Genomic DNA, 16,364 nt, shown 5'->3' with positions numbered 1-16,364 from the left:
CAACCGAGCGGGCTTCACGCGGGCGGGCCTCCACCGGCCAGGGATCTCCGGGCGTGGCTGAGTGCCCGATACCAGTAGAACGATTCCTTGGGAGTTCGCTCCAGGGAGTCGAAATCCACGTGGACCAGGCCGAAACGCTGTGAGTACCCCGCAGCCCATTCGAAGTTGTCCATCAGGGTCCAGACGTAATAGCCGCGGAGGTCCACGTCGTGGGCGATTCCGCCCGGTGCCGTCGCTTCCAGCGCGTGCCGCAGGTGTCCCGCGATGTAATTGATCCGCTGCTTGTCCTGGATGGGGCCGTTCACATGGTCGGGCTCCGGGAAGCTGGCGCCACTTTCGGTGATGTACAGCGGAGGCAGGTCCCCTCTATAGCGGTCCTTGAGTTCGCGCAGCAGGATACCCAGATGCTCCGGTGCTACCGGCCAGCCGAAACCAGTAGTGCTGTATTCGGGAAACGGTTCCTGGTGGAACGGCACCCGCACCATGGCCTCGGCGGGACCCGTGGGACTTTCGGCTGGCCCGCGTCCGGCTGCCACCTTCGTTGGGTAGTAATAGTTCACGCCGTAGAAGTCCAGGGGCTGGTGGATAGTGTGGAGGTCGGCGTCGGGGATTCTGCCAAACGACCGGAACCACGGCTTAGCGATAAGCGGCGGGCGGGGATACCGGCCCAGGAGGACCGGATCGGCATAAATGCGGTTAAGCATCAGGTCGAAAACCACCGCGATGTACTTGTCCGTGATTTTCCGCGTGGCTGGCCGGACGGGAGAGTGGAGGTTGGTCACGCCGATTCCGCCGTGGACCCCTGCTGCACGCAACGCCTGGACAGCCATGCCATGGGCAAGCAGCTGGTTGTGGACGGCAGGAAAGGCGTCAAAGAGCAGGTCCTGTCCGGGGGCATGAACGCCCAGAGCATAGCCGTTGAGTACTACAGAGGCGGGTTCGTTGAGGGTGACCCATTGGTCCACGCGATCACCAAAACGCCGGCCAGCCTCCCCGGCATACTCAGCGAAGCGTTCGGCGGTTGCCCTGTTCATCCAGCCGCCACGGTGTTCCAGGGGCAGGGGCGTATCCCAGTGGTAGAGGGTGGCCATGGGGGAGATGCCGGCCTCAAGCAGTTGGTCGATCAGGCGGTCGTAGAAGTCCAGACCCTGTTCGTTGAACGCGCCGCGGCCGTCCGGCTGGATCCGCGGCCACGAGATGGAAAAGCGGTAGGAATCCACGCCGAGATCCCGCATCAGAGCCACATCTTCGGGCGAGCGGTTGTAGTGGTCGCAGGCCACGGCGGGGGAATGTCCATCGATGATGGCGCCGGGCTTCTCCGCGAAGGCGTCCCAGCCGGAGGGACCACGCCCGTCAGCGGAGAGGGAACCTTCGATTTGGAAGGCGGCCGCGGCAACTCCCAGGGTGAATGAGCTGGGTAGACGGCCGGCCAGGTCCTGGACGGAAACGTCATTTTCGACGGTCATTCCCCCATCATCCATTCGGATGTTGCCGAAGGCAATGACCCCAGGCGGCGCAGGGCCCGAATGCGCAGTGTGCCGGCACGTCTGCTGCGCGGGGGAGCCGTCAGCCTGCAGATTCGCTTCTGGGCATAATATCCGGCATACTAGATGAGTTGTTCAAGCGCTTCTTCGTGTCCCGATCCGGATAATGCCGGGTGTCAGGGTCCAAGTGGAAGCCCAAACATAACCCACTCCCCATGGAACTGCGGATTTGTATGCGTGCTAAGCGCGACACGCCCGACCGCGGGGGTCGGTTACGTCGACAAGGTGAGGAACCCGGATTCATCCGGATTCAGCTTGTGCGGCGGGTGGTAGTTCAGACTTCAAATGCTTCGGCAGCCACATGCAACAAGAAAGTGAACAGAGCAGCCCTCACCGGGAGCAGCACTAACTGAAAGAGAGTCAGGCGACATGGCGGGACAAAAAATCCGCATCCGGCTGAAGTCATATGACCACGAGGTCATTGACGTTTCAGCACGGAAGATCGTTGAGACGGTCACGCGCGCAGGCGCAACGGTAGTTGGCCCCGTGCCGCTGCCGACGGAGAAGAACATTTACTGTGTTATCCGCTCTCCGCACAAGTACAAGGACAGCCGCGAGCACTTTGAAATGCGCACGCACAAGCGTCTTATCGACATCATCGATCCCACGCCGAAGGCTGTTGATTCGCTTATGCGTCTCGACCTGCCGGCCGACGTAAACATCGAAATCAAGCTGTAGGGAGGTGCTGAGAGACTATGACCGCAACCCGTAACGTAAAGGGCCTGCTGGGCACGAAGCTCGGCATGACCCAGGTCTGGGACGAGAACAACAAACTCATCCCCGTCACTGTGGTCCAGGCAGATTCGAACGTCATCACCCAGCTGCGCAACGCAGCCACTGATGGCTACGTAGCTGTACAGATCGGCTACGGCCAGATCGATCCCCGCAAGGTCACCAAGCCGCTGGCTGGTCACTTTGAAAAGGCAGGCGTCACGCCTCGCCGCCACGTCGTCGAACTGCGCACTGCAGATGCCGACACTTACGAGCTGGGCCAGGAGCTTTCTGTTGAGCTCTTCGAAGCCGGCCAGAAGATCGACGTTATTGGCACCACCAAGGGTAAGGGCTTCGCCGGTGTTATGAAGCGTCACGGCTTCCACGGCGCCCCCGCCTCACACGGTGCTCACAAGAACCACCGTAAGCCCGGTTCAATCGGTGGCGCATCCACCCCGAGCCGCGTCTTCAAGGGCATGAAAATGGCCGGCCGCATGGGCGCCGTTCGTCACACCACGCTGAACCTCACGGTTCACGCAGTTGACGTCGAGAAGTCGCTGCTCCTCATCAAGGGTGCCGTCCCCGGCGCCCGCGGCCAGGTCGTCCTCGTACGCACCGCCGTGAAGGGAGCCTAGTTCAATGACTAGCACTGTCAAGGTTGACCTGCCTGCAGAGATCTTCGACGTTCAGACCAACGTGCCGCTGCTGCACCAGGTCGTCGTAGCCCAGCTCGCTGCTGCTCGCCAGGGTACCCACAAGACCAAGACCCGCGCCGAAGTTTCCGGTGCTGGTCGCAAGCCGTTCAAGCAGAAGGGCACCGGCCGCGCCCGTCAGGGTTCAATCCGTGCTCCTCACATGACCGGTGGTGGCGTAGTCCACGGTCCCACACCGCGTGACTACAGCCAGCGGACCCCCAAGAAGATGATTGCTGCTGCACTGCGCGGCGCACTCTCTGACCGGGCACGCAACGGACGCATCCACGTTGTTGCCGAACTGGTGGAGGGCACCAAGCCGTCCGTCAAGAACGCACTGGCAACGCTGCGCGAAGTTTCTGAGCGCAAGAACCTGCTGGTTGTCATCGAGCGCGCCAACGATGTTGCAGCACTTTCCGTGCGCAACCTCGCCGGTGTTCACGTTCTGTACGCAGACCAGCTGAACACCTACGACGTACTCGTCTCTGACGACGTTGTCTTCACCAAGGCTGCCTACGAAGCATTCGTTGCTGACCGGGCAGTAGCAAAGAACGAGGAGGATGCCAAGTGAGTGCAGCCACCATCAAAGACCCGCGCGACGTCGTGCTTGCACCCGTCGTATCGGAAAAAAGCTACGGCCTGATCGATGAGGGCAAGTACACCTTCTTGGTGGACCCCCGCTCGAACAAGACCGAGATCAAGCTGGCCGTGGAGAAGATTTTCTCCGTCAAGGTCGAATCGATCAACACCATCAACCGTGCCGGTAAGCGCAAGCGAACCAAATTCGGATGGGGTACCCGCAAGAACACCAAGCGTGCAATTGTGAGCCTCAAAGAAGGCACCATCGACATCTTCGGCGGTCCGCTCTCGTAGCGGAGACCACTTTAACGAGGAAATAAACTATGGGAATCCGTAAGTACAAGCCGACTACCCCGGGCCGTCGTGGCTCGAGCGTAGCGGACTTCACCGAAATCACGCGGTCGACGCCGGAAAAGTCGTTGGTACGTCCGCTGCCCAAAAAGGGCGGCCGTAACAACTCCGGTAAGATCACGACCCGTCACAAGGGTGGTGGCCACAAGCGCCAGTACCGTCTGATCGACTTCCGTCGCCACGACAAAGACGGCGTCAACGCCCGCGTTGCCGAAATCGAGTACGATCCGAACCGTACGGCTCGCATCGCCCTCCTGCACTACATTGATGGCACCAAGCGTTACATCATCGCCCCGAACAAGCTCTCCCAGGGTGATGTTGTTGAGGCAGGTTCCGGTGCTGACATCAAGCCCGGTAACAACCTGCCGCTGCTCAACATCCCGGTTGGTACCGTAATCCACGCAGTTGAACTGCGTCCGGGTGGCGGCGCCAAGATGGGCCGCTCCGCCGGCGCATCGATCCAGCTTGTTGCCAAGGAAGGCCGCTTCGCCCAGCTGCGTCTGCCTTCCGGCGAAATCCGCAACGTTGACGTGCGCTGCCGCGCAACCGTCGGCGAGGTCGGCAACGCCGAGCAGTCGAACATCAACTGGGGTAAGGCCGGCCGCATGCGGTGGAAGGGCGTTCGCCCGACCGTCCGTGGTGTCGCGATGAACCCGGTTGACCACCCGCACGGTGGTGGCGAGGGTAAGACGTCCGGTGGACGTCACCCCGTCAACCCGAACGGTAAGCGGGAAGGCCGCACCCGGCGTCCCAACAAAGAGAGCGACAAGCTTATTGTTCGTCGCCGTCGTACTGGCAAGAACAAGCGATAGGAGCCTGGACACATGCCACGCAGCCTGAAAAAAGGTCCTTTCGTTGACCAGCACCTCTTTGTAAAGGTAGCCAGGGAAAACGATAAGGGCACCAAGAACGTCATCAAGACCTGGTCCCGCCGTTCGATGATCATCCCCGACATGCTCGGGCACACGATCGCCGTACACGACGGACGCAAGCACATTCCGGTGTTTGTCACCGAGTCGATGGTCGGGCACAAGCTCGGCGAATTCGCTCCCACGCGGACATTCCGCGGCCATGTCAAGGACGACCGTAAGGGCAAGCGCCGCTAGGCGCCTGCACTTACGTCAAAGACGAGAGAAGGAAAGCAATGGAAGCCAAGGCAATTGCGCGTCACATCCGCGTAACGCCTATGAAGGCCCGGCGCGTCGTCAACCTTGTTCGTGGTAAGCAAGCGAATGAGGCTCTGGCAATTCTGAAGTTTGCCCCCCAGGCAGCTTCGGAGCCGGTATTCAAGGTAGTACAGTCGGCAATCGCAAACGCCCGGTCCCTCGCGGACCGCGACGGTGTTTCGTTTGACGAAAGCGACCTCATCATCAGCGAAATGTTCGTTGATGAAGGCCCGACCATGAAGCGGTTCCAGCCGCGTGCTCAGGGTCGTGCATTTCAGATCAAGAAGCGCACCAGCCACATCACTGTGGTAGTCGCTACACCTGAGAAAGAGGAGGCTCGCTAAGTGGGACAGAAAGTTAACCCGCACGGGTTCCGACTCGGCATCACCACCGATCACGTATCGCACTGGTTCGCTGACAGCACCAAGCCCGGACAGCGGTACAAGGACTTCGTTCGCGAAGACATCCGTATCCGCCAGCTCATGTCAGTTGGCATGGAGCGCGCCGGTATCGCCAAGGTTGAGATCGAGCGCACCCGTGACCGTGTCCGCGTGGATATCCACACGGCACGTCCCGGTATCGTTATCGGCCGCCGCGGCGCTGAAGCAGACCGCATCCGCGGCGAGCTTGAGAAGCTGACGGGCAAGCAGGTCCAGCTGAACATCCTCGAGGTCAAGAACCCCGAGATGGAAGCACAGCTTGTTGCCCAGGGCGTTGCTGAGCAGCTGACTTCCCGCGTGGCTTTCCGCCGTGCGATGAAGAAGGCCATGCAGTCCGCCCAGCGTGCAGGTGCCAAGGGCATCCGTATCGCTTGCTCCGGTCGACTGGGTGGCGCAGAAATGTCCCGCTCGGAGTTCTACCGCGAAGGCCGTGTGCCCCTGCACACCCTCCGTGCGAACATCGACTACGGCTTCTACGAGGCCAAGACCACCTTCGGCCGCATCGGCGTGAAGGTCTGGATCTACAAGGGTGACGTCACCGCCAAGGAATTGGCTCAGCAGGCAGCTGCTGCTCCGTCCCGTGGCCGCGGCCCCAGCGACCGTCCGGGCCGCCCGGGTGGCGCCGGCGGCGCTGACCGTGGTGACCGCCGTCGTCGTACCGACCGTCCGGCAGCGGAGGCAGCTCCGGCTGCCGAAGCTCCGGCAGTTGAGGCTGCACCTGCTGCAGTAGAAGGAGGACAGGCTTAAATGCTTATCCCACGTCGAGTCAAGCACCGTAAGCAGCACCACCCGGGTCGTTCCGGCGCTGCTACGGGCGGCACCAAGGTCTCCTTCGGTGAGTGGGGTATCCAGGCTCTGAGCCCGGCATACGTCACGAACCGTCAGATCGAGTCTGCCCGTATCGCAATGACCCGCCACATCAAGCGTGGCGGCAAGGTCTGGATCAACATCTATCCTGACCGTCCGATCACCAAGAAGCCTGCCGAAACCCGCATGGGTTCCGGTAAGGGTTCGCCGGAATGGTGGGTCTCAAACGTCAAGCCGGGCCGGGTTCTCTTTGAGATCTCCGGCGTCGAGGAATCGGTAGCTCGCGAGGCCCTGCGCCTGGCAATCCACAAGCTCCCGTTGAAGGCACGCATTTTGCGTCGCGAAGGTGGTGAATAGAAATGTCAGTAGGATCCAAGGAACTTGCATCCGCACAGCTGGACACGTTCGACAACGAGCGCCTCGTTGAAGAACTCCGTAAGGCTAAGGAAGAGCTGTTCAACCTGCGTTTCCAGTCCGCCACCGGTCAGCTGGAGAACCACGGTCGTCTGCGCGCGGTAAAGAAGGACATCGCACGCATCTACACCGTTCTCCGTGAGCGCGAGCTGGGCATTCGTGCCGAGGTTGCCGCACCGGTTGTGGAAGCCAAGGAAGAGAAGAAGTCCAAGAAGGCTGCAGCCAAGAAGGCCGAAACGGCTGAAACGGTTGAGGCCGAGGAGGATGCCAAGTGAGTGAAAAGGACGAGAACGTGACGGAAACTGTTTCCGCAGCAGCTACGGCTGGCGAACGCGGTGACCGTAAGACGAAGCGTGGCTACGTAGTCTCGGACAAGATGGAAAAGACCATCGTTGTCCAGGTAGAAGACCGCGTAAAGCACGCTTTGTACGGCAAAGTCATCCGCCGCAACACGAAGATCAAGGCTCACGACGAAGAGAACAGCGCCGGCATCGGCGACCTCGTTCTCCTCGCCGAGACCCGCCCGCTGTCCGCTACCAAGCGGTGGCGTCTGGTCGAGATCCTCGAAAAGGCCAAGTAACACCCAGCGGCCTGCTTGCAGGTACTGCACCGGAAACCCCCGTTCCCTCTTGGGAGCGGGGGTTTCCTGCGCTTTGCGGCGGGTGGGCTGGCTGGGCTTACCGGTGTCCAATGGTTGTGCTCTGTAAGCCGCCCTGTGATATGGGAGATGGCCCCAACTGTGCTAGGATATTGAGTTTGTATGGCGCCCTCTGTGCGCCGTCATCAACCTCGTAAACAATCGTGCCACGGCATAGTGCCCCCTAGTGCCTCGGACCTGTCCGAATCCGCCTGGGAAGCAAATGTTTTTGGCACGGGAGTTTAGGCCTGGTCTGGCAAAATCCAGGCAGGTCAAGAGACACCCCGATCAACCGTTCCGCAAGGCTCATTCCGTAGGAAGATTTTCGGTCTGAGAACCGGCGCGACGCAAGGAGTAAATAGTGATTCAGCAGGAGTCGCGACTCAAGGTCGCCGACAACACGGGTGCTAAGGAAATCCTTACCATTCGCGTTCTCGGTGGATCTGGCCGTCGCTACGCAGGCATTGGCGACGTCATCGTCGCTACCGTCAAGGATGCAATTCCGGGCGGCAACGTAAAGAAGGGCGATGTTGTTAAGGCAGTCATCGTCCGTACCAAGAAGGAACGCCGCCGTGCGGATGGTTCCTACATCAAGTTTGACGAGAACGCAGCTGTGATCCTGAAGGCTGACGGTGACCCCCGCGGTACCCGCATCTTCGGACCGGTTGGTCGTGAACTTCGTGACAAGAAGTTCATGAAGATCGTTTCTCTGGCTCCGGAGGTGCTCTAGTCCATGGCTAAGATCAAAAAGGGTGACCTCGTTCAGGTCATCACTGGCGCCAAGGCTGAGCGCGGCGGCGACAAAGGTAAGCAGGGCAAGGTTCTGCGCGTGTTCCCTGAGACCAACCGCGTGTTGGTTGAAGGCATTAACCGCGTAACCAAGCACACCAAGGCCGGTCAGTCGCAGCGCGGCACCAAGACCGGTGGCATCGAGGTCGTAGAAGCTTCGGTCCACATCTCCAACGTGGCTCTGGTTGACCCGTCCACCAAGAAGCCCACCCGCGTCGGTTTCCGCACCGAGACCGTTGAGCGCGATGGCGTGAAGCGCGAAGTGCGTGTCCGCGTGGCCAAGAGCTCCGGGAAGGACATCTAATGACTGAGACTCTCGAGACTCCGGCAACGAAGATCGTTCCTCGTCTGAAGACAAAGTACGCCGATTCGATCAAGAGCACGCTCGTTGAGGAATTCAAGTACACCAACGTCAACCAGGTTCCCCGCCTGGTGAAGGTCGTTGTGAACATGGGTGTTGGAGATGCCGCTAAGGACTCCAAGCTGATCGACGGCGCTGTCCGCGATCTGACCCTGATCACCGGCCAGAAGCCGCAGGTAACCAAGGCCCGCAAGTCGATCGCACAGTTCAAGCTGCGCGAAGGCATGCCCATCGGCGCACACGCAACTCTGCGTGGAGACCGCATGTGGGAATTCCTGGATCGTCTGGTCACGCTGGCTCTGCCCCGTATCCGCGACTTCCGCGGCCTCAGTGGCAAGCAGTTCGACGGCAACGGCAACTACACCTTCGGTCTGACCGAGCAGGTTATGTTCCACGAAATCGACCAGGATTCCATCGACCGCGTACGCGGCATGGACATCACGGTTGTAACCACCGCCAAGACCAACGACGAAGGCCGCGCGCTGCTCAAGGCGCTTGGTTTCCCGTTCAAGGCCGAAGACTAATCTAACTACGTAACAGGTCCTTCGCTGAAGCTTTACGCGGCAGCGAGGAAACCGTTATGAGGAAGGGCAAGAGCCCAAATGACAATGACTGATCCGGTCGCAGACATGCTTACGCGTCTGCGCAATGCAAACTCGGCTTACCACGATTCCGTGTCCATGCCGTACAGCAAGCTCAAGGCACGCGTTGCCGACATCCTGAAGGCTGAAGGTTACATCGCCTCCTGGAAAGAAGAAGACGCAGAGGTTGGCAAGAAGCTGACCCTGGACCTTAAGTTCGGACCGAACCGCGAGCGTTCAATCGCTGGCGTTCGCCGTATTTCCAAGCCGGGCCTGCGTGTTTACGCAAAGTCCACCAACCTCCCGCACGTGCTCGGTGGCCTGGGTGTCGCAATCCTGTCCACCTCTTCCGGCCTCTTGACTGATAAGCAAGCCGGCAAGAAGGGCGTGGGCGGCGAAGTCCTCGCCTACGTCTGGTAACGGGAAAGGAAGAGAATAATGTCACGTATTGGACGTCTCCCCATCACCGTTCCTGCCGGCGTTGAGGTCAAGGTTGACGGCTCTGTCGTCAGCGTCAAGGGTGCCAAAGGCGAGCTGAACCACACTGTGGCCAGCCCGATCGAGGTTTCCCTGGAAGCAGAGACCCTGACTGTCGCCCGCCCGAACGACGAGCGCGCCTCCCGTTCACTCCACGGCCTGACCCGCACCCTGATCTCCAACATGATCGAGGGCGTTACCAAGGGCTACGAGAAGAAGCTTGAAATCGTTGGTACTGGTTACCGCGTTCAGGCCAAGGGATCTGACCTTGAGTTCGCTCTCGGCTACAGCCACCCGGTAAATGTCACCGCACCGGACGGCATCACCTTTGCAGTTGAGACCCCGACCAAGCTCTCTGTTTCAGGTATCAACAAGCAGCAGGTCGGCGAGGTTGCTGCCAACATTCGCAAGCTGCGGAAGCCGGACCCCTACAAGGGCAAGGGCATCCGCTACGCAGGCGAAGTCATCCGCCGCAAGGTCGGAAAGGCTGGTAAGTAACCATGGCCATCTCAATTAACAAGAAGCGTACGAACAAGAGCAAGTCTGCTTCGCGCAGCCGCCGCCAGCTTCGTATCCGCAAGCGCATCTCCGGCACGGCTGTACGTCCTCGTCTGGTCGTCAACCGCTCCGCACGCCACGTATTCGTCCAGGTTGTCGATGACACCAAGGGCCTGACCGTAGCAAGCGCCTCCACACTGGAAGCCGACCTTCGTGCATTCGAAGGCGACAAGACCGCCAAGGCCAAGCGCGTTGGCGAGCTCGTTGCCGCTCGTGCCAAGGCTGCCGGTATCGAAGCTGTTGTCTTCGACCGCGGTGGTAACAAGTACCACGGCCGGATCGCCGCCGTCGCTGACGGTGCACGTGAAGGTGGGCTGTCACTGTGACGGAAGCAAACAAGGAAAAGGACACTGTGTCTGCAGATCAGAAGGCAACTGTTGCCGTAGCTGCTCCGGCCACTGAGACCACTGCGCCCGCAGCTGCTGCCGATGACCGCCGTGGTGGCGCTCGTCGTGGCGGCGAGCGTGGCGACCGTGCTCAGGGCGGTCGCGACGGCGGCCGTGGTGGCCGTGGTGGCCGCGACGGCGGCCGCGAAGCCGAGAAGAGCCAGTTCATTGAACGCGTTGTCACCATCAACCGCGTTTCCAAGGTCGTCAAGGGTGGTCGTCGCTTCAGCTTCACCGCTCTGGTCGTCGTTGGTGACGGTAACGGCATGGTCGGCGTGGGCTACGGCAAGGCTAAGGAAGTTCCCGCCGCAATCGCGAAGGGCGTAGAAGAGGCCAAGAAGTCCTTCTTCCGCGTTCCCCGCATTGGGAACACCATCCCGCACCGGGTTCAGGGTGAGGCCGCTGCCGGCGTCGTAATGCTGCGTCCGGCTTCCGCCGGTACCGGTGTTATTGCCGGTGGTCCGGTCCGCGCCATCTTGGAGTGCGTGGGCATCCACGACATCCTCTCCAAGTCGCTGGGTTCCTCCAACGCCATCAACATCGTTCACGCGACTGTTGCTGCGCTGAAGCAGCTCGAAGAGCCGGCAGCAGTGGCAGCACGCCGCGGCCTGCCGCTGGACGAGGTTGCTCCGCCGGCAATGGTGAAGGCAATCCTGAACCAGAAGGCGGGTGTCTAAGCCATGGCTAAGAACCTGATTCCCTCCGACCTTCAGTTGGAGATCACTCAGATCAAGTCCGCCATTGGCGGCAAGCAGAACCAGCGCGACACCCTTCGGTCCCTCGGCCTGAAGCGGATCGGACACACCGTTGTCCGCACCGCCGACGCCGTGACGGTTGGAATGCTCAACACGGTTCCGCACCTGGTAAAGGTAGAGGAGGCGAAGTAAATGGCAGAGAAAAAGATCGCCGCAGAGACTGCTGAGAAGCAGAACACACTGAAGGTTCACCACCTGCGTCCCGCCCCGGGTGCCAAGACCGCCAAGACCCGAGTTGGTCGTGGTGAAGGTTCCAAGGGCAAGACCGCTGGTCGCGGTACCAAGGGTACGAAGGCCCGCTACCAGATCAAGGCTGGCTTTGCCGGCGGCCAGTTGCCGCTGCACATGCGCCTGCCGAAGCTGCGCGGCTTCAAGAACCCGTTCCGGGTTGAGTTCCAGGTTGTAAACCTGGACAAGCTCAACGAGCTGTTCCCGGAAGGTGGCACCGTCACCGTGGAGAACCTGGTCGAAAAGGGTGCCGTTCGCAAGAACCAGCCCGTCAAGGTGCTTGGCACCGGCGACATCACCGTCAAGGTTGACGTCACCGTCCACGCATTCTCGGCCAGCGCCGCGGAAAAGATTGCAGCAGCAGGCGGAAGCACCACCGCTCTCTAGTAGACGGTGGGTGAACGCCCGTTGTGAACTCCCGGTGTGCAAGGCCCCCAGGGCCCTGCACGCCGGGAGTTTTTTCACATCCGCCGGCCGACTATTTCCGCCCGTTCGCCGCAATCGCGGGTTCGCGGATTGTTCGCATGGCCGATCCACCCGTTAGACTCGGTTGTTGGGATTATTGTCCCCCATCACACCACGCTTATAAACAACACAGGAGGACGCTTGCTTAGCGCATTTGGCCGGGCCTTTCGCACGCCTGACCTGCGACGCAAGTTGTTGTTCACGCTGGCAATCATCACAATCTTCCGCTTGGGTGCATTCATCCCCTCGCCTGGTGTGAACTACCAGAATGTCCAGCAATGCTTGCAGAGCGGTCAGAGCGCTGGCGGGCTTTATCAGCTCGTCAACCTGTTCAGCGGCGGTGCCTTGCTTCAGGTGTCCATCTTCGCGCTGGGCATCATGCCGTACATCACGGCCAGCATCATTGTGCAGTTGCTCCGGGTGGTCATTCCCCGGTTCCAGGAGCTGTACGAGGAGGGCGCCTCCGGGCAGTCCAAACTCACCCAGTACACGCGCTACCTCACCATTGCCCTGGGCCTGCTGAACGCCACGACGTTGGTGTCGCTTGCGCGTTCAGGCCAGCTGCTTCCGGGCTGTGCCTTGCCGATCATCCCGGATAACAGCATCATCACCACTATCCTGCTGATCATCACGCTGACCGCCGGTACCGGGCTCATCATGTGGATGGGCGAACTCGTCACCGAAAAGGGTGTGGGCAACGGCATGTCGCTGCTCATCTTCACCTCGATCTCGGCGCAGTTCCCCACCTCGCTCGGTGCCATCTGGAGCTCGCAGGGTCCGGGAACCTTCTTCCTGGTCCTGATCATCGGCCTGGTGACGGTTGCCCTGGTGGTTTTTGTAGAGCAGTCCCAGCGCCGAATCCCGGTGCAGTACGCCAAGCGGATGATCGGGCGCCGGACTGTCGGCGGCACCAGCACCTACATCCCCATCAAGGTGAACATGGCGGGCGTGATCCCCGTGATCTTCGCATCATCCATGCTCTATCTGCCGGGACTGATCTCACAGTTCAACCAGCCCAAAGCGGGCGAGGCTCTCGCACCGTGGGTTGAGTGGATTAATAACAACCTGACCCGAGGAGATCACCCGATCTATATGGCGCTGTACTTCGCCATGATCGTGTTCTTCACCTACTTCTACGTCGCGATCACCTTCAACCCTGAAGAGGTCTCCGACAACATGAAGAAGTACGGTGGTTTCATCCCGGGTATCCGTGCCGGAAAACCGACCGCGGATTACCTCCAGTACGTGCTCTCCCGGATCACGCTGCCCGGCGCCATGTACCTGGGCTTCGTGGCGCTGATTCCGCTGGTGGCATTGGTACTGATCAACGCGAACCAGAACTTCCCGTTCGGTGGCACCTCGATCCTGATCATGGTGGGCGTTGGCCTTGAAACCGTCAAGCAAATAGATGCGCAGCTACAGCAACGTCACTACGAAGGGCTTTTGCGATGACGAAAATGTTGATTATTGGACCCCCCGGTTCCGGAAAAGGTACGCAAGCGGAACGCATTTCCGAGCGCCTCGGCGTCGTGGCGATTTCCACCGGTGATATCTTCCGCGCCAATGTGAAGGGCGAAACTCCTCTTGGCATCGAAGCCAAGAAGTACATGGACGCCGGGGACTTCGTTCCGGACAGCGTCACCAACAAGATGGTCCGGGACCGCCTCAGCGAGTCGGATGTGGAAAACGGCTTCCTCCTGGACGGCTACCCGCGCACCACGGCGCAGGTGGACTACCTGGACGGTATCCTCGCGAACAGCGAAGAAAGGCTCGACGTCGTCCTGCAGCTCACGGCCGATGACGAGGAACTCGTCTCCCGCCTGTTGGGCCGTGCCAAGGAAACCGGCCGGAGCGACGACAACGAAGCCGTGATCCGCCACCGTCTGGACCTGTACCACGAGCAGACCGAGGCCGTTGTGGCCAAGTATGCCGAACGCGGCATCCTGACCCAGGTCGACGGCATCGGCGGCATCGACGAGGTCACCGACCGCGTGATGCAGGCTATCAAGGCAGCCCAGGCAGCCTAAGCCAGGCACACCAGCTTTTCGAGGCTCCTCCCGGCATCCGGGAGGAGCCTCAGCCATTGAGAGGACACACCATGGCCTTCGGCCAGCCCCGTATCGAATACAAGACCAACGCCCAGATGCGCATCATGCACGACGCCGGGCTGGTGCTGAGCCGCGCGCTCGACGCCGCTGTGGCGGCTGCCGCTCCCGGCGTCACCACCAAGCAGCTGGACGATGTTTTCGCCGCGGTGCTGAACGAGGCCGGCGCCAAGTCGAACTTCCTTGGGTACCACGGTTTCCCCGCCACCATCTGCACCTCGGTGAACGAGGAAGTGGTGCACGGCATCCCCGGCGGCAAGGTCCTCAACGATGGCGACATCATCTCGATCGACGGCGGCGCGATTGTTGACGGCTGGCACTCCGACTCTGCACGGACCGTCATCGTGGGCGAAGTTGACCCTGAAGACCAGCGGCTCTCCGATGTCACCCAGGCCGCGATGTGGCGCGGCATCGCCGCGCTGGCCACGGGCAGCCACGTGGGCGATATCGGCGCAGCCATCGACGACTACGTTGCGTCCGTGCCGGGCAAGCCGCTGGGCATCCTGGAGGACTACGTGGGCCACGGCATCGGCTCCGAAATGCACATGGCCCCTGATGTCCTGAACTACCGCACCAGCCACCGCGGTCCCAAGATCAAGCCCGGACTGTGCTTAGCCATCGAGCCCATGCTGGTCCGCGGCAGCATTGACACCGCCGTGCTGGAGGACGACTGGACCGTGGTGACCACCGACGGCAAGCGCTCGTGCCAATGGGAGCACTCGGTTGCGGTCCATGAAAAGGGGATCTGGGTACTCTCAGCCCCCGACGGCGGAGCGGAGCACCTGGTGCCTCTCGGCGTCGTGCCTGTTCCGATCCCGTAGGTCCTTCGACGCAGCTTTGCCGTCGACGCGCAAAATCCCTGCCGCTACCTGAAAACCGGTAGCGGCAGGGATTTTGCGTATCGCAGGGCACTTAGTGCATCGTCAGGCCTTGAGCTTCGGCTTAACGTCCTTGGTGTAGATTCCCTCGAGTGTGGCCTTCAGCTCGGTCATGGTGGCCTTTACGTCGCCTTCCTGGGTAAGGATCTTGGCGGCAGCCTTGGCCATCTCCTGATCGGCGCCTGGGAGGAACACGCGGGCGCGATCCTGCACCTTGGTTACGGCAAGTTGGTCCATGGCGGTCTTGATCTGGGGAGTTCTGGCCAGCACTGCCGTCATATCGGCGGAGGTGCGGGTCGGCATGTATCCGGTAGCGGCGGAGAATGCCGCCGTGTTTTCGGGCTCGGTCATGAACTTCAGGAACGTTCCCGCGGCGAGCTGTTCCTCCTTGCTGATACCGCTCGGGATGCCCAGGCCGGCGCCGCCTGTGGGGCAAACTCCGGTTTTCGCTTTGGGGCCGCCGGGAAGGAAACCTACGCCAACGTTGAAGGTGGCAGACTTCAGCACCCCGAGCAGGGAACCAGTCGAGGAGATGGTGGCGGAGGTCAGACCGGCCGAGAAATCGTCGGCGGCTTCCTTGGACGAGACCCCCGCCCAGGCGTGCTTATAGATGGAGTCCTGGGCCCACTGCAATGCTTCCACCGATTCGGCCGAATCACAGGTGATCTCCCAGTCCGTTGACCAGCCGCCGCCCCAGCCCCAAAGGTTGTTCTGCAGGGTCCAGCCTGCGTAGCCGGCCAGGGCGGGGTAGATGTAGGCATACTGTGCACCCGAGGCCGCTTTCAACTTCGGGGCCCACTCGCCAAATTCCTGCCACGTTGCGGGCGCCCGGTCCGGCAGGCCTGCGGCCGCAAAGTGGTCCTTGTTGTAGTAGAACAGCGGCGTAGAGCGCCCGTAGGGGAGCGCCCACTGCCTGTCGTCGTACTTGTAATCGTCCACGAGGGATTGTCGGAAATCGTCGACCTTGATGTCCAGCTCCTTGATCAGCCCGTCGACCGGAATGATGCTGCCGTTCGTGAAGTAGCGGAACCACCAGACATCGGACAGGACCACAACAGCGGGCAGCCCCGATTTGGCGGCCTGCGAGGTCTGGAACTTCTGCGCGATTTCCTCGTAGTTCGCACCGGCCGTGACCAGGTTTACTTTGATGTCCGGGTACTTCGCGTGGAATTTTTCGATGATGGATTTCTCGACGTCCTGGGACTTACCCGGGTGGTTGGACCAGAAATCGATCTTCGCGGCCGGCTTGACGCCGCTGAAATCAATGTCCGCCGCTTCGCTTGCTGCCGTGGTGCCGCCCGTGTCAGGGCCCCCGCAGGCGGAAAGCGCTGCCGCACTGGCGGTAACGCCGGCCAGGCCCAGGAAGTGCCGTCGGTCAAGATTCGTAGTCATGATGGTTCCTTTCGGTTGTTGCCTTAAAGGGATTTGCTGCTTCTGGTG

General features: G+C 60.9%; 25 protein-coding genes. 23 read left to right on the top strand and 2 right to left on the bottom strand.

What is annotated here, in order from left to right; genetic code table 11:
* Positions 1-14: 14 nt before the first annotated feature.
* Positions 15-1,466: a GH1 family beta-glucosidase gene (locus QK290_RS04375; protein ID WP_282329480.1), complete on the bottom strand. Its 1,452-nt coding sequence runs from the start codon at positions 1,464-1,466 to the stop codon at positions 15-17.
* 447 nt (positions 1,467-1,913) lie between these two features.
* On the opposite strand from QK290_RS04375, the gene rpsJ reads away from it, so the two are divergent.
* The 23 genes from rpsJ (at position 1,914) to map (ending at position 14,867) form a co-directional block, all read left to right on the top strand.
* A complete protein-coding gene (gene rpsJ, locus QK290_RS04370; RefSeq protein ID WP_038464699.1) occupies positions 1,914-2,222 on the top strand; it encodes a 30S ribosomal protein S10 in 309 nt (102 codons plus the stop codon).
* Between the two features lie 17 nt (positions 2,223-2,239).
* Positions 2,240-2,890: a 50S ribosomal protein L3 gene (gene rplC, locus QK290_RS04365; protein ID WP_160673120.1), complete on the top strand. Its 651-nt coding sequence runs from the start codon at positions 2,240-2,242 to the stop codon at positions 2,888-2,890.
* Positions 2,891-2,894: 4 nt separating this feature from the next.
* The gene (gene rplD / locus QK290_RS04360) at positions 2,895-3,518 is read left to right on the top strand and encodes a 50S ribosomal protein L4 (RefSeq protein ID WP_185261226.1); all 624 of its coding nucleotides are present in this window, start codon (positions 2,895-2,897) and stop codon (positions 3,516-3,518) included.
* Positions 3,515-3,820 carry a 50S ribosomal protein L23 gene (gene rplW, locus QK290_RS04355; protein WP_018773664.1) on the top strand — a complete coding sequence of 102 codons (306 nt, stop codon included), beginning with the start codon at positions 3,515-3,517 and terminating at the stop codon, positions 3,818-3,820. Before rplD ends, rplW begins: the two co-directional genes overlap by 4 nt.
* A gap of 29 nt (positions 3,821-3,849) precedes the next feature.
* The gene (rplB, locus tag QK290_RS04350; protein WP_185261225.1) at positions 3,850-4,689 is read left to right on the top strand and encodes a 50S ribosomal protein L2; all 840 of its coding nucleotides are present in this window, start codon (positions 3,850-3,852) and stop codon (positions 4,687-4,689) included.
* A gap of 12 nt (positions 4,690-4,701) precedes the next feature.
* Complete coding sequence (gene rpsS / locus QK290_RS04345) at positions 4,702-4,983, top strand: 30S ribosomal protein S19 (protein WP_011775591.1); 282 nt, start codon at positions 4,702-4,704, stop codon at positions 4,981-4,983.
* 38 nt (positions 4,984-5,021) lie between these two features.
* Positions 5,022-5,387 (top strand): 50S ribosomal protein L22, encoded by a 366-nt coding sequence (gene rplV, locus QK290_RS04340; protein ID WP_056344381.1) that lies wholly within the window; start codon positions 5,022-5,024, stop codon positions 5,385-5,387.
* Positions 5,388-6,230, top strand: a complete 843-nt coding sequence (rpsC, locus tag QK290_RS04335) for a 30S ribosomal protein S3 (RefSeq protein ID WP_056344378.1) — start codon at positions 5,388-5,390, stop codon at positions 6,228-6,230.
* A complete protein-coding gene (rplP, locus tag QK290_RS04330) occupies positions 6,231-6,647 on the top strand; it encodes a 50S ribosomal protein L16 (RefSeq protein ID WP_056344375.1) in 417 nt (138 codons plus the stop codon).
* Positions 6,648-6,649: 2 nt separating this feature from the next.
* Positions 6,650-6,979: a 50S ribosomal protein L29 gene (gene rpmC / locus QK290_RS04325; RefSeq protein ID WP_282329479.1), complete on the top strand. Its 330-nt coding sequence runs from the start codon at positions 6,650-6,652 to the stop codon at positions 6,977-6,979.
* Entirely contained in the window at positions 6,976-7,284 is a 309-nt protein-coding gene (gene rpsQ, locus QK290_RS04320; RefSeq protein ID WP_056344371.1) for a 30S ribosomal protein S17, read from the top strand. The genes rpmC and rpsQ overlap by 4 nt, the downstream gene beginning before the upstream one ends.
* 418 nt (positions 7,285-7,702) lie before the next feature.
* Entirely contained in the window at positions 7,703-8,071 is a 369-nt protein-coding gene (rplN, locus tag QK290_RS04315; protein ID WP_024366126.1) for a 50S ribosomal protein L14, read from the top strand.
* Between the two features lie 3 nt (positions 8,072-8,074).
* Positions 8,075-8,434, top strand: coding sequence for a 50S ribosomal protein L24 (gene rplX / locus QK290_RS04310; RefSeq protein WP_282329478.1), 360 nt, complete (start codon positions 8,075-8,077; stop codon positions 8,432-8,434).
* Positions 8,434-9,015, top strand: coding sequence for a 50S ribosomal protein L5 (gene rplE / locus QK290_RS04305; protein WP_141141211.1), 582 nt, complete (start codon positions 8,434-8,436; stop codon positions 9,013-9,015). Before rplX ends, rplE begins: the two co-directional genes overlap by 1 nt.
* 78 nt (positions 9,016-9,093) lie before the next feature.
* Positions 9,094-9,492 carry a 30S ribosomal protein S8 gene (gene rpsH, locus QK290_RS04300; RefSeq protein ID WP_056344363.1) on the top strand — a complete coding sequence of 133 codons (399 nt, stop codon included), beginning with the start codon at positions 9,094-9,096 and terminating at the stop codon, positions 9,490-9,492.
* A gap of 18 nt (positions 9,493-9,510) precedes the next feature.
* Complete coding sequence (rplF, locus tag QK290_RS04295) at positions 9,511-10,047, top strand: 50S ribosomal protein L6 (RefSeq protein ID WP_056344361.1); 537 nt, start codon at positions 9,511-9,513, stop codon at positions 10,045-10,047.
* A gap of 2 nt (positions 10,048-10,049) precedes the next feature.
* On the top strand, positions 10,050-10,433 hold the full coding sequence (gene rplR / locus QK290_RS04290; protein ID WP_056344358.1) for a 50S ribosomal protein L18: 384 nt from the start codon (positions 10,050-10,052) through the stop codon (positions 10,431-10,433).
* Complete coding sequence (rpsE, locus tag QK290_RS04285; protein WP_282329477.1) at positions 10,430-11,170, top strand: 30S ribosomal protein S5; 741 nt, start codon at positions 10,430-10,432, stop codon at positions 11,168-11,170. Before rplR ends, rpsE begins: the two co-directional genes overlap by 4 nt.
* Before the next feature lie 3 nt (positions 11,171-11,173).
* Entirely contained in the window at positions 11,174-11,380 is a 207-nt protein-coding gene (gene rpmD, locus QK290_RS04280) for a 50S ribosomal protein L30 (RefSeq protein ID WP_056344352.1), read from the top strand.
* Positions 11,381-11,863, top strand: coding sequence for a 50S ribosomal protein L15 (gene rplO / locus QK290_RS04275; RefSeq protein ID WP_104062629.1), 483 nt, complete (start codon positions 11,381-11,383; stop codon positions 11,861-11,863).
* A gap of 219 nt (positions 11,864-12,082) precedes the next feature.
* Positions 12,083-13,393: a preprotein translocase subunit SecY gene (gene secY, locus QK290_RS04270; protein WP_282329476.1), complete on the top strand. Its 1,311-nt coding sequence runs from the start codon at positions 12,083-12,085 to the stop codon at positions 13,391-13,393.
* Between the two features lie 5 nt (positions 13,394-13,398).
* Positions 13,399-13,968, top strand: a complete 570-nt coding sequence (locus QK290_RS04265) for an adenylate kinase (RefSeq protein ID WP_282329628.1) — start codon at positions 13,399-13,401, stop codon at positions 13,966-13,968.
* Positions 13,969-14,039: 71 nt separating this feature from the next.
* Positions 14,040-14,867 carry a type I methionyl aminopeptidase gene (gene map, locus QK290_RS04260; protein ID WP_282329475.1) on the top strand — a complete coding sequence of 276 codons (828 nt, stop codon included), beginning with the start codon at positions 14,040-14,042 and terminating at the stop codon, positions 14,865-14,867.
* Positions 14,868-14,969: 102 nt separating this feature from the next.
* Here map and QK290_RS04255 read toward each other — a convergent pair whose 3' ends face one another.
* Positions 14,970-16,316, bottom strand: coding sequence for an ABC transporter substrate-binding protein (locus tag QK290_RS04255; RefSeq protein ID WP_282329474.1), 1,347 nt, complete (start codon positions 16,314-16,316; stop codon positions 14,970-14,972).
* Positions 16,317-16,364 lie beyond the last annotated feature (48 nt).

Source organism: Pseudarthrobacter sp. AL07 (genome assembly GCF_029960665.1).
GTDB lineage: Bacteria > Actinomycetota > Actinomycetes > Actinomycetales > Micrococcaceae > Arthrobacter.
Note: the sequence above shows the minus strand (reverse complement) of the source record. Positions and strands in the feature narration are given on the sequence as shown.

What these genes read in the sequence shown, in the direction of transcription:
- rpsH (WP_056344363.1), top strand. Translation starts at nt 9,094, where the DNA reads ATGACAATGACTGATCCGGTCGCAGACATGCTTACGCGTCTGCGCAAT.
- rpmD (WP_056344352.1), top strand. Translation starts at nt 11,174, where the DNA reads ATGGCTAAGAACCTGATTCCCTCCGACCTTCAGTTGGAGATCACTCAG.
- rpsJ (WP_038464699.1), top strand. Translation starts at nt 1,914, where the DNA reads ATGGCGGGACAAAAAATCCGCATCCGGCTGAAGTCATATGACCACGAG.
- rplF (WP_056344361.1), top strand. Translation starts at nt 9,511, where the DNA reads ATGTCACGTATTGGACGTCTCCCCATCACCGTTCCTGCCGGCGTTGAG.
- QK290_RS04265 (WP_282329628.1), top strand. Translation starts at nt 13,399, where the DNA reads ATGTTGATTATTGGACCCCCCGGTTCCGGAAAAGGTACGCAAGCGGAA.
- rplE (WP_141141211.1), top strand. Translation starts at nt 8,434, where the DNA reads ATGACTGAGACTCTCGAGACTCCGGCAACGAAGATCGTTCCTCGTCTG.
- QK290_RS04375 (WP_282329480.1), bottom strand. Translation starts at nt 1,466, where the DNA reads ATGACCGTCGAAAATGACGTTTCCGTCCAGGACCTGGCCGGCCGTCTA.
- rplC (WP_160673120.1), top strand. Translation starts at nt 2,240, where the DNA reads ATGACCGCAACCCGTAACGTAAAGGGCCTGCTGGGCACGAAGCTCGGC.
- rpsS (WP_011775591.1), top strand. Translation starts at nt 4,702, where the DNA reads ATGCCACGCAGCCTGAAAAAAGGTCCTTTCGTTGACCAGCACCTCTTT.
- rplR (WP_056344358.1), top strand. Translation starts at nt 10,050, where the DNA reads ATGGCCATCTCAATTAACAAGAAGCGTACGAACAAGAGCAAGTCTGCT.
- rplV (WP_056344381.1), top strand. Translation starts at nt 5,022, where the DNA reads ATGGAAGCCAAGGCAATTGCGCGTCACATCCGCGTAACGCCTATGAAG.
- rplD (WP_185261226.1), top strand. Translation starts at nt 2,895, where the DNA reads ATGACTAGCACTGTCAAGGTTGACCTGCCTGCAGAGATCTTCGACGTT.
- rplX (WP_282329478.1), top strand. Translation starts at nt 8,075, where the DNA reads ATGGCTAAGATCAAAAAGGGTGACCTCGTTCAGGTCATCACTGGCGCC.
- rpmC (WP_282329479.1), top strand. Translation starts at nt 6,650, where the DNA reads ATGTCAGTAGGATCCAAGGAACTTGCATCCGCACAGCTGGACACGTTC.
- rplP (WP_056344375.1), top strand. Translation starts at nt 6,231, where the DNA reads ATGCTTATCCCACGTCGAGTCAAGCACCGTAAGCAGCACCACCCGGGT.
- QK290_RS04255 (WP_282329474.1), bottom strand. Translation starts at nt 16,316, where the DNA reads ATGACTACGAATCTTGACCGACGGCACTTCCTGGGCCTGGCCGGCGTT.
- rplO (WP_104062629.1), top strand. Translation starts at nt 11,381, where the DNA reads ATGGCAGAGAAAAAGATCGCCGCAGAGACTGCTGAGAAGCAGAACACA.
- map (WP_282329475.1), top strand. Translation starts at nt 14,040, where the DNA reads ATGGCCTTCGGCCAGCCCCGTATCGAATACAAGACCAACGCCCAGATG.
- rplB (WP_185261225.1), top strand. Translation starts at nt 3,850, where the DNA reads ATGGGAATCCGTAAGTACAAGCCGACTACCCCGGGCCGTCGTGGCTCG.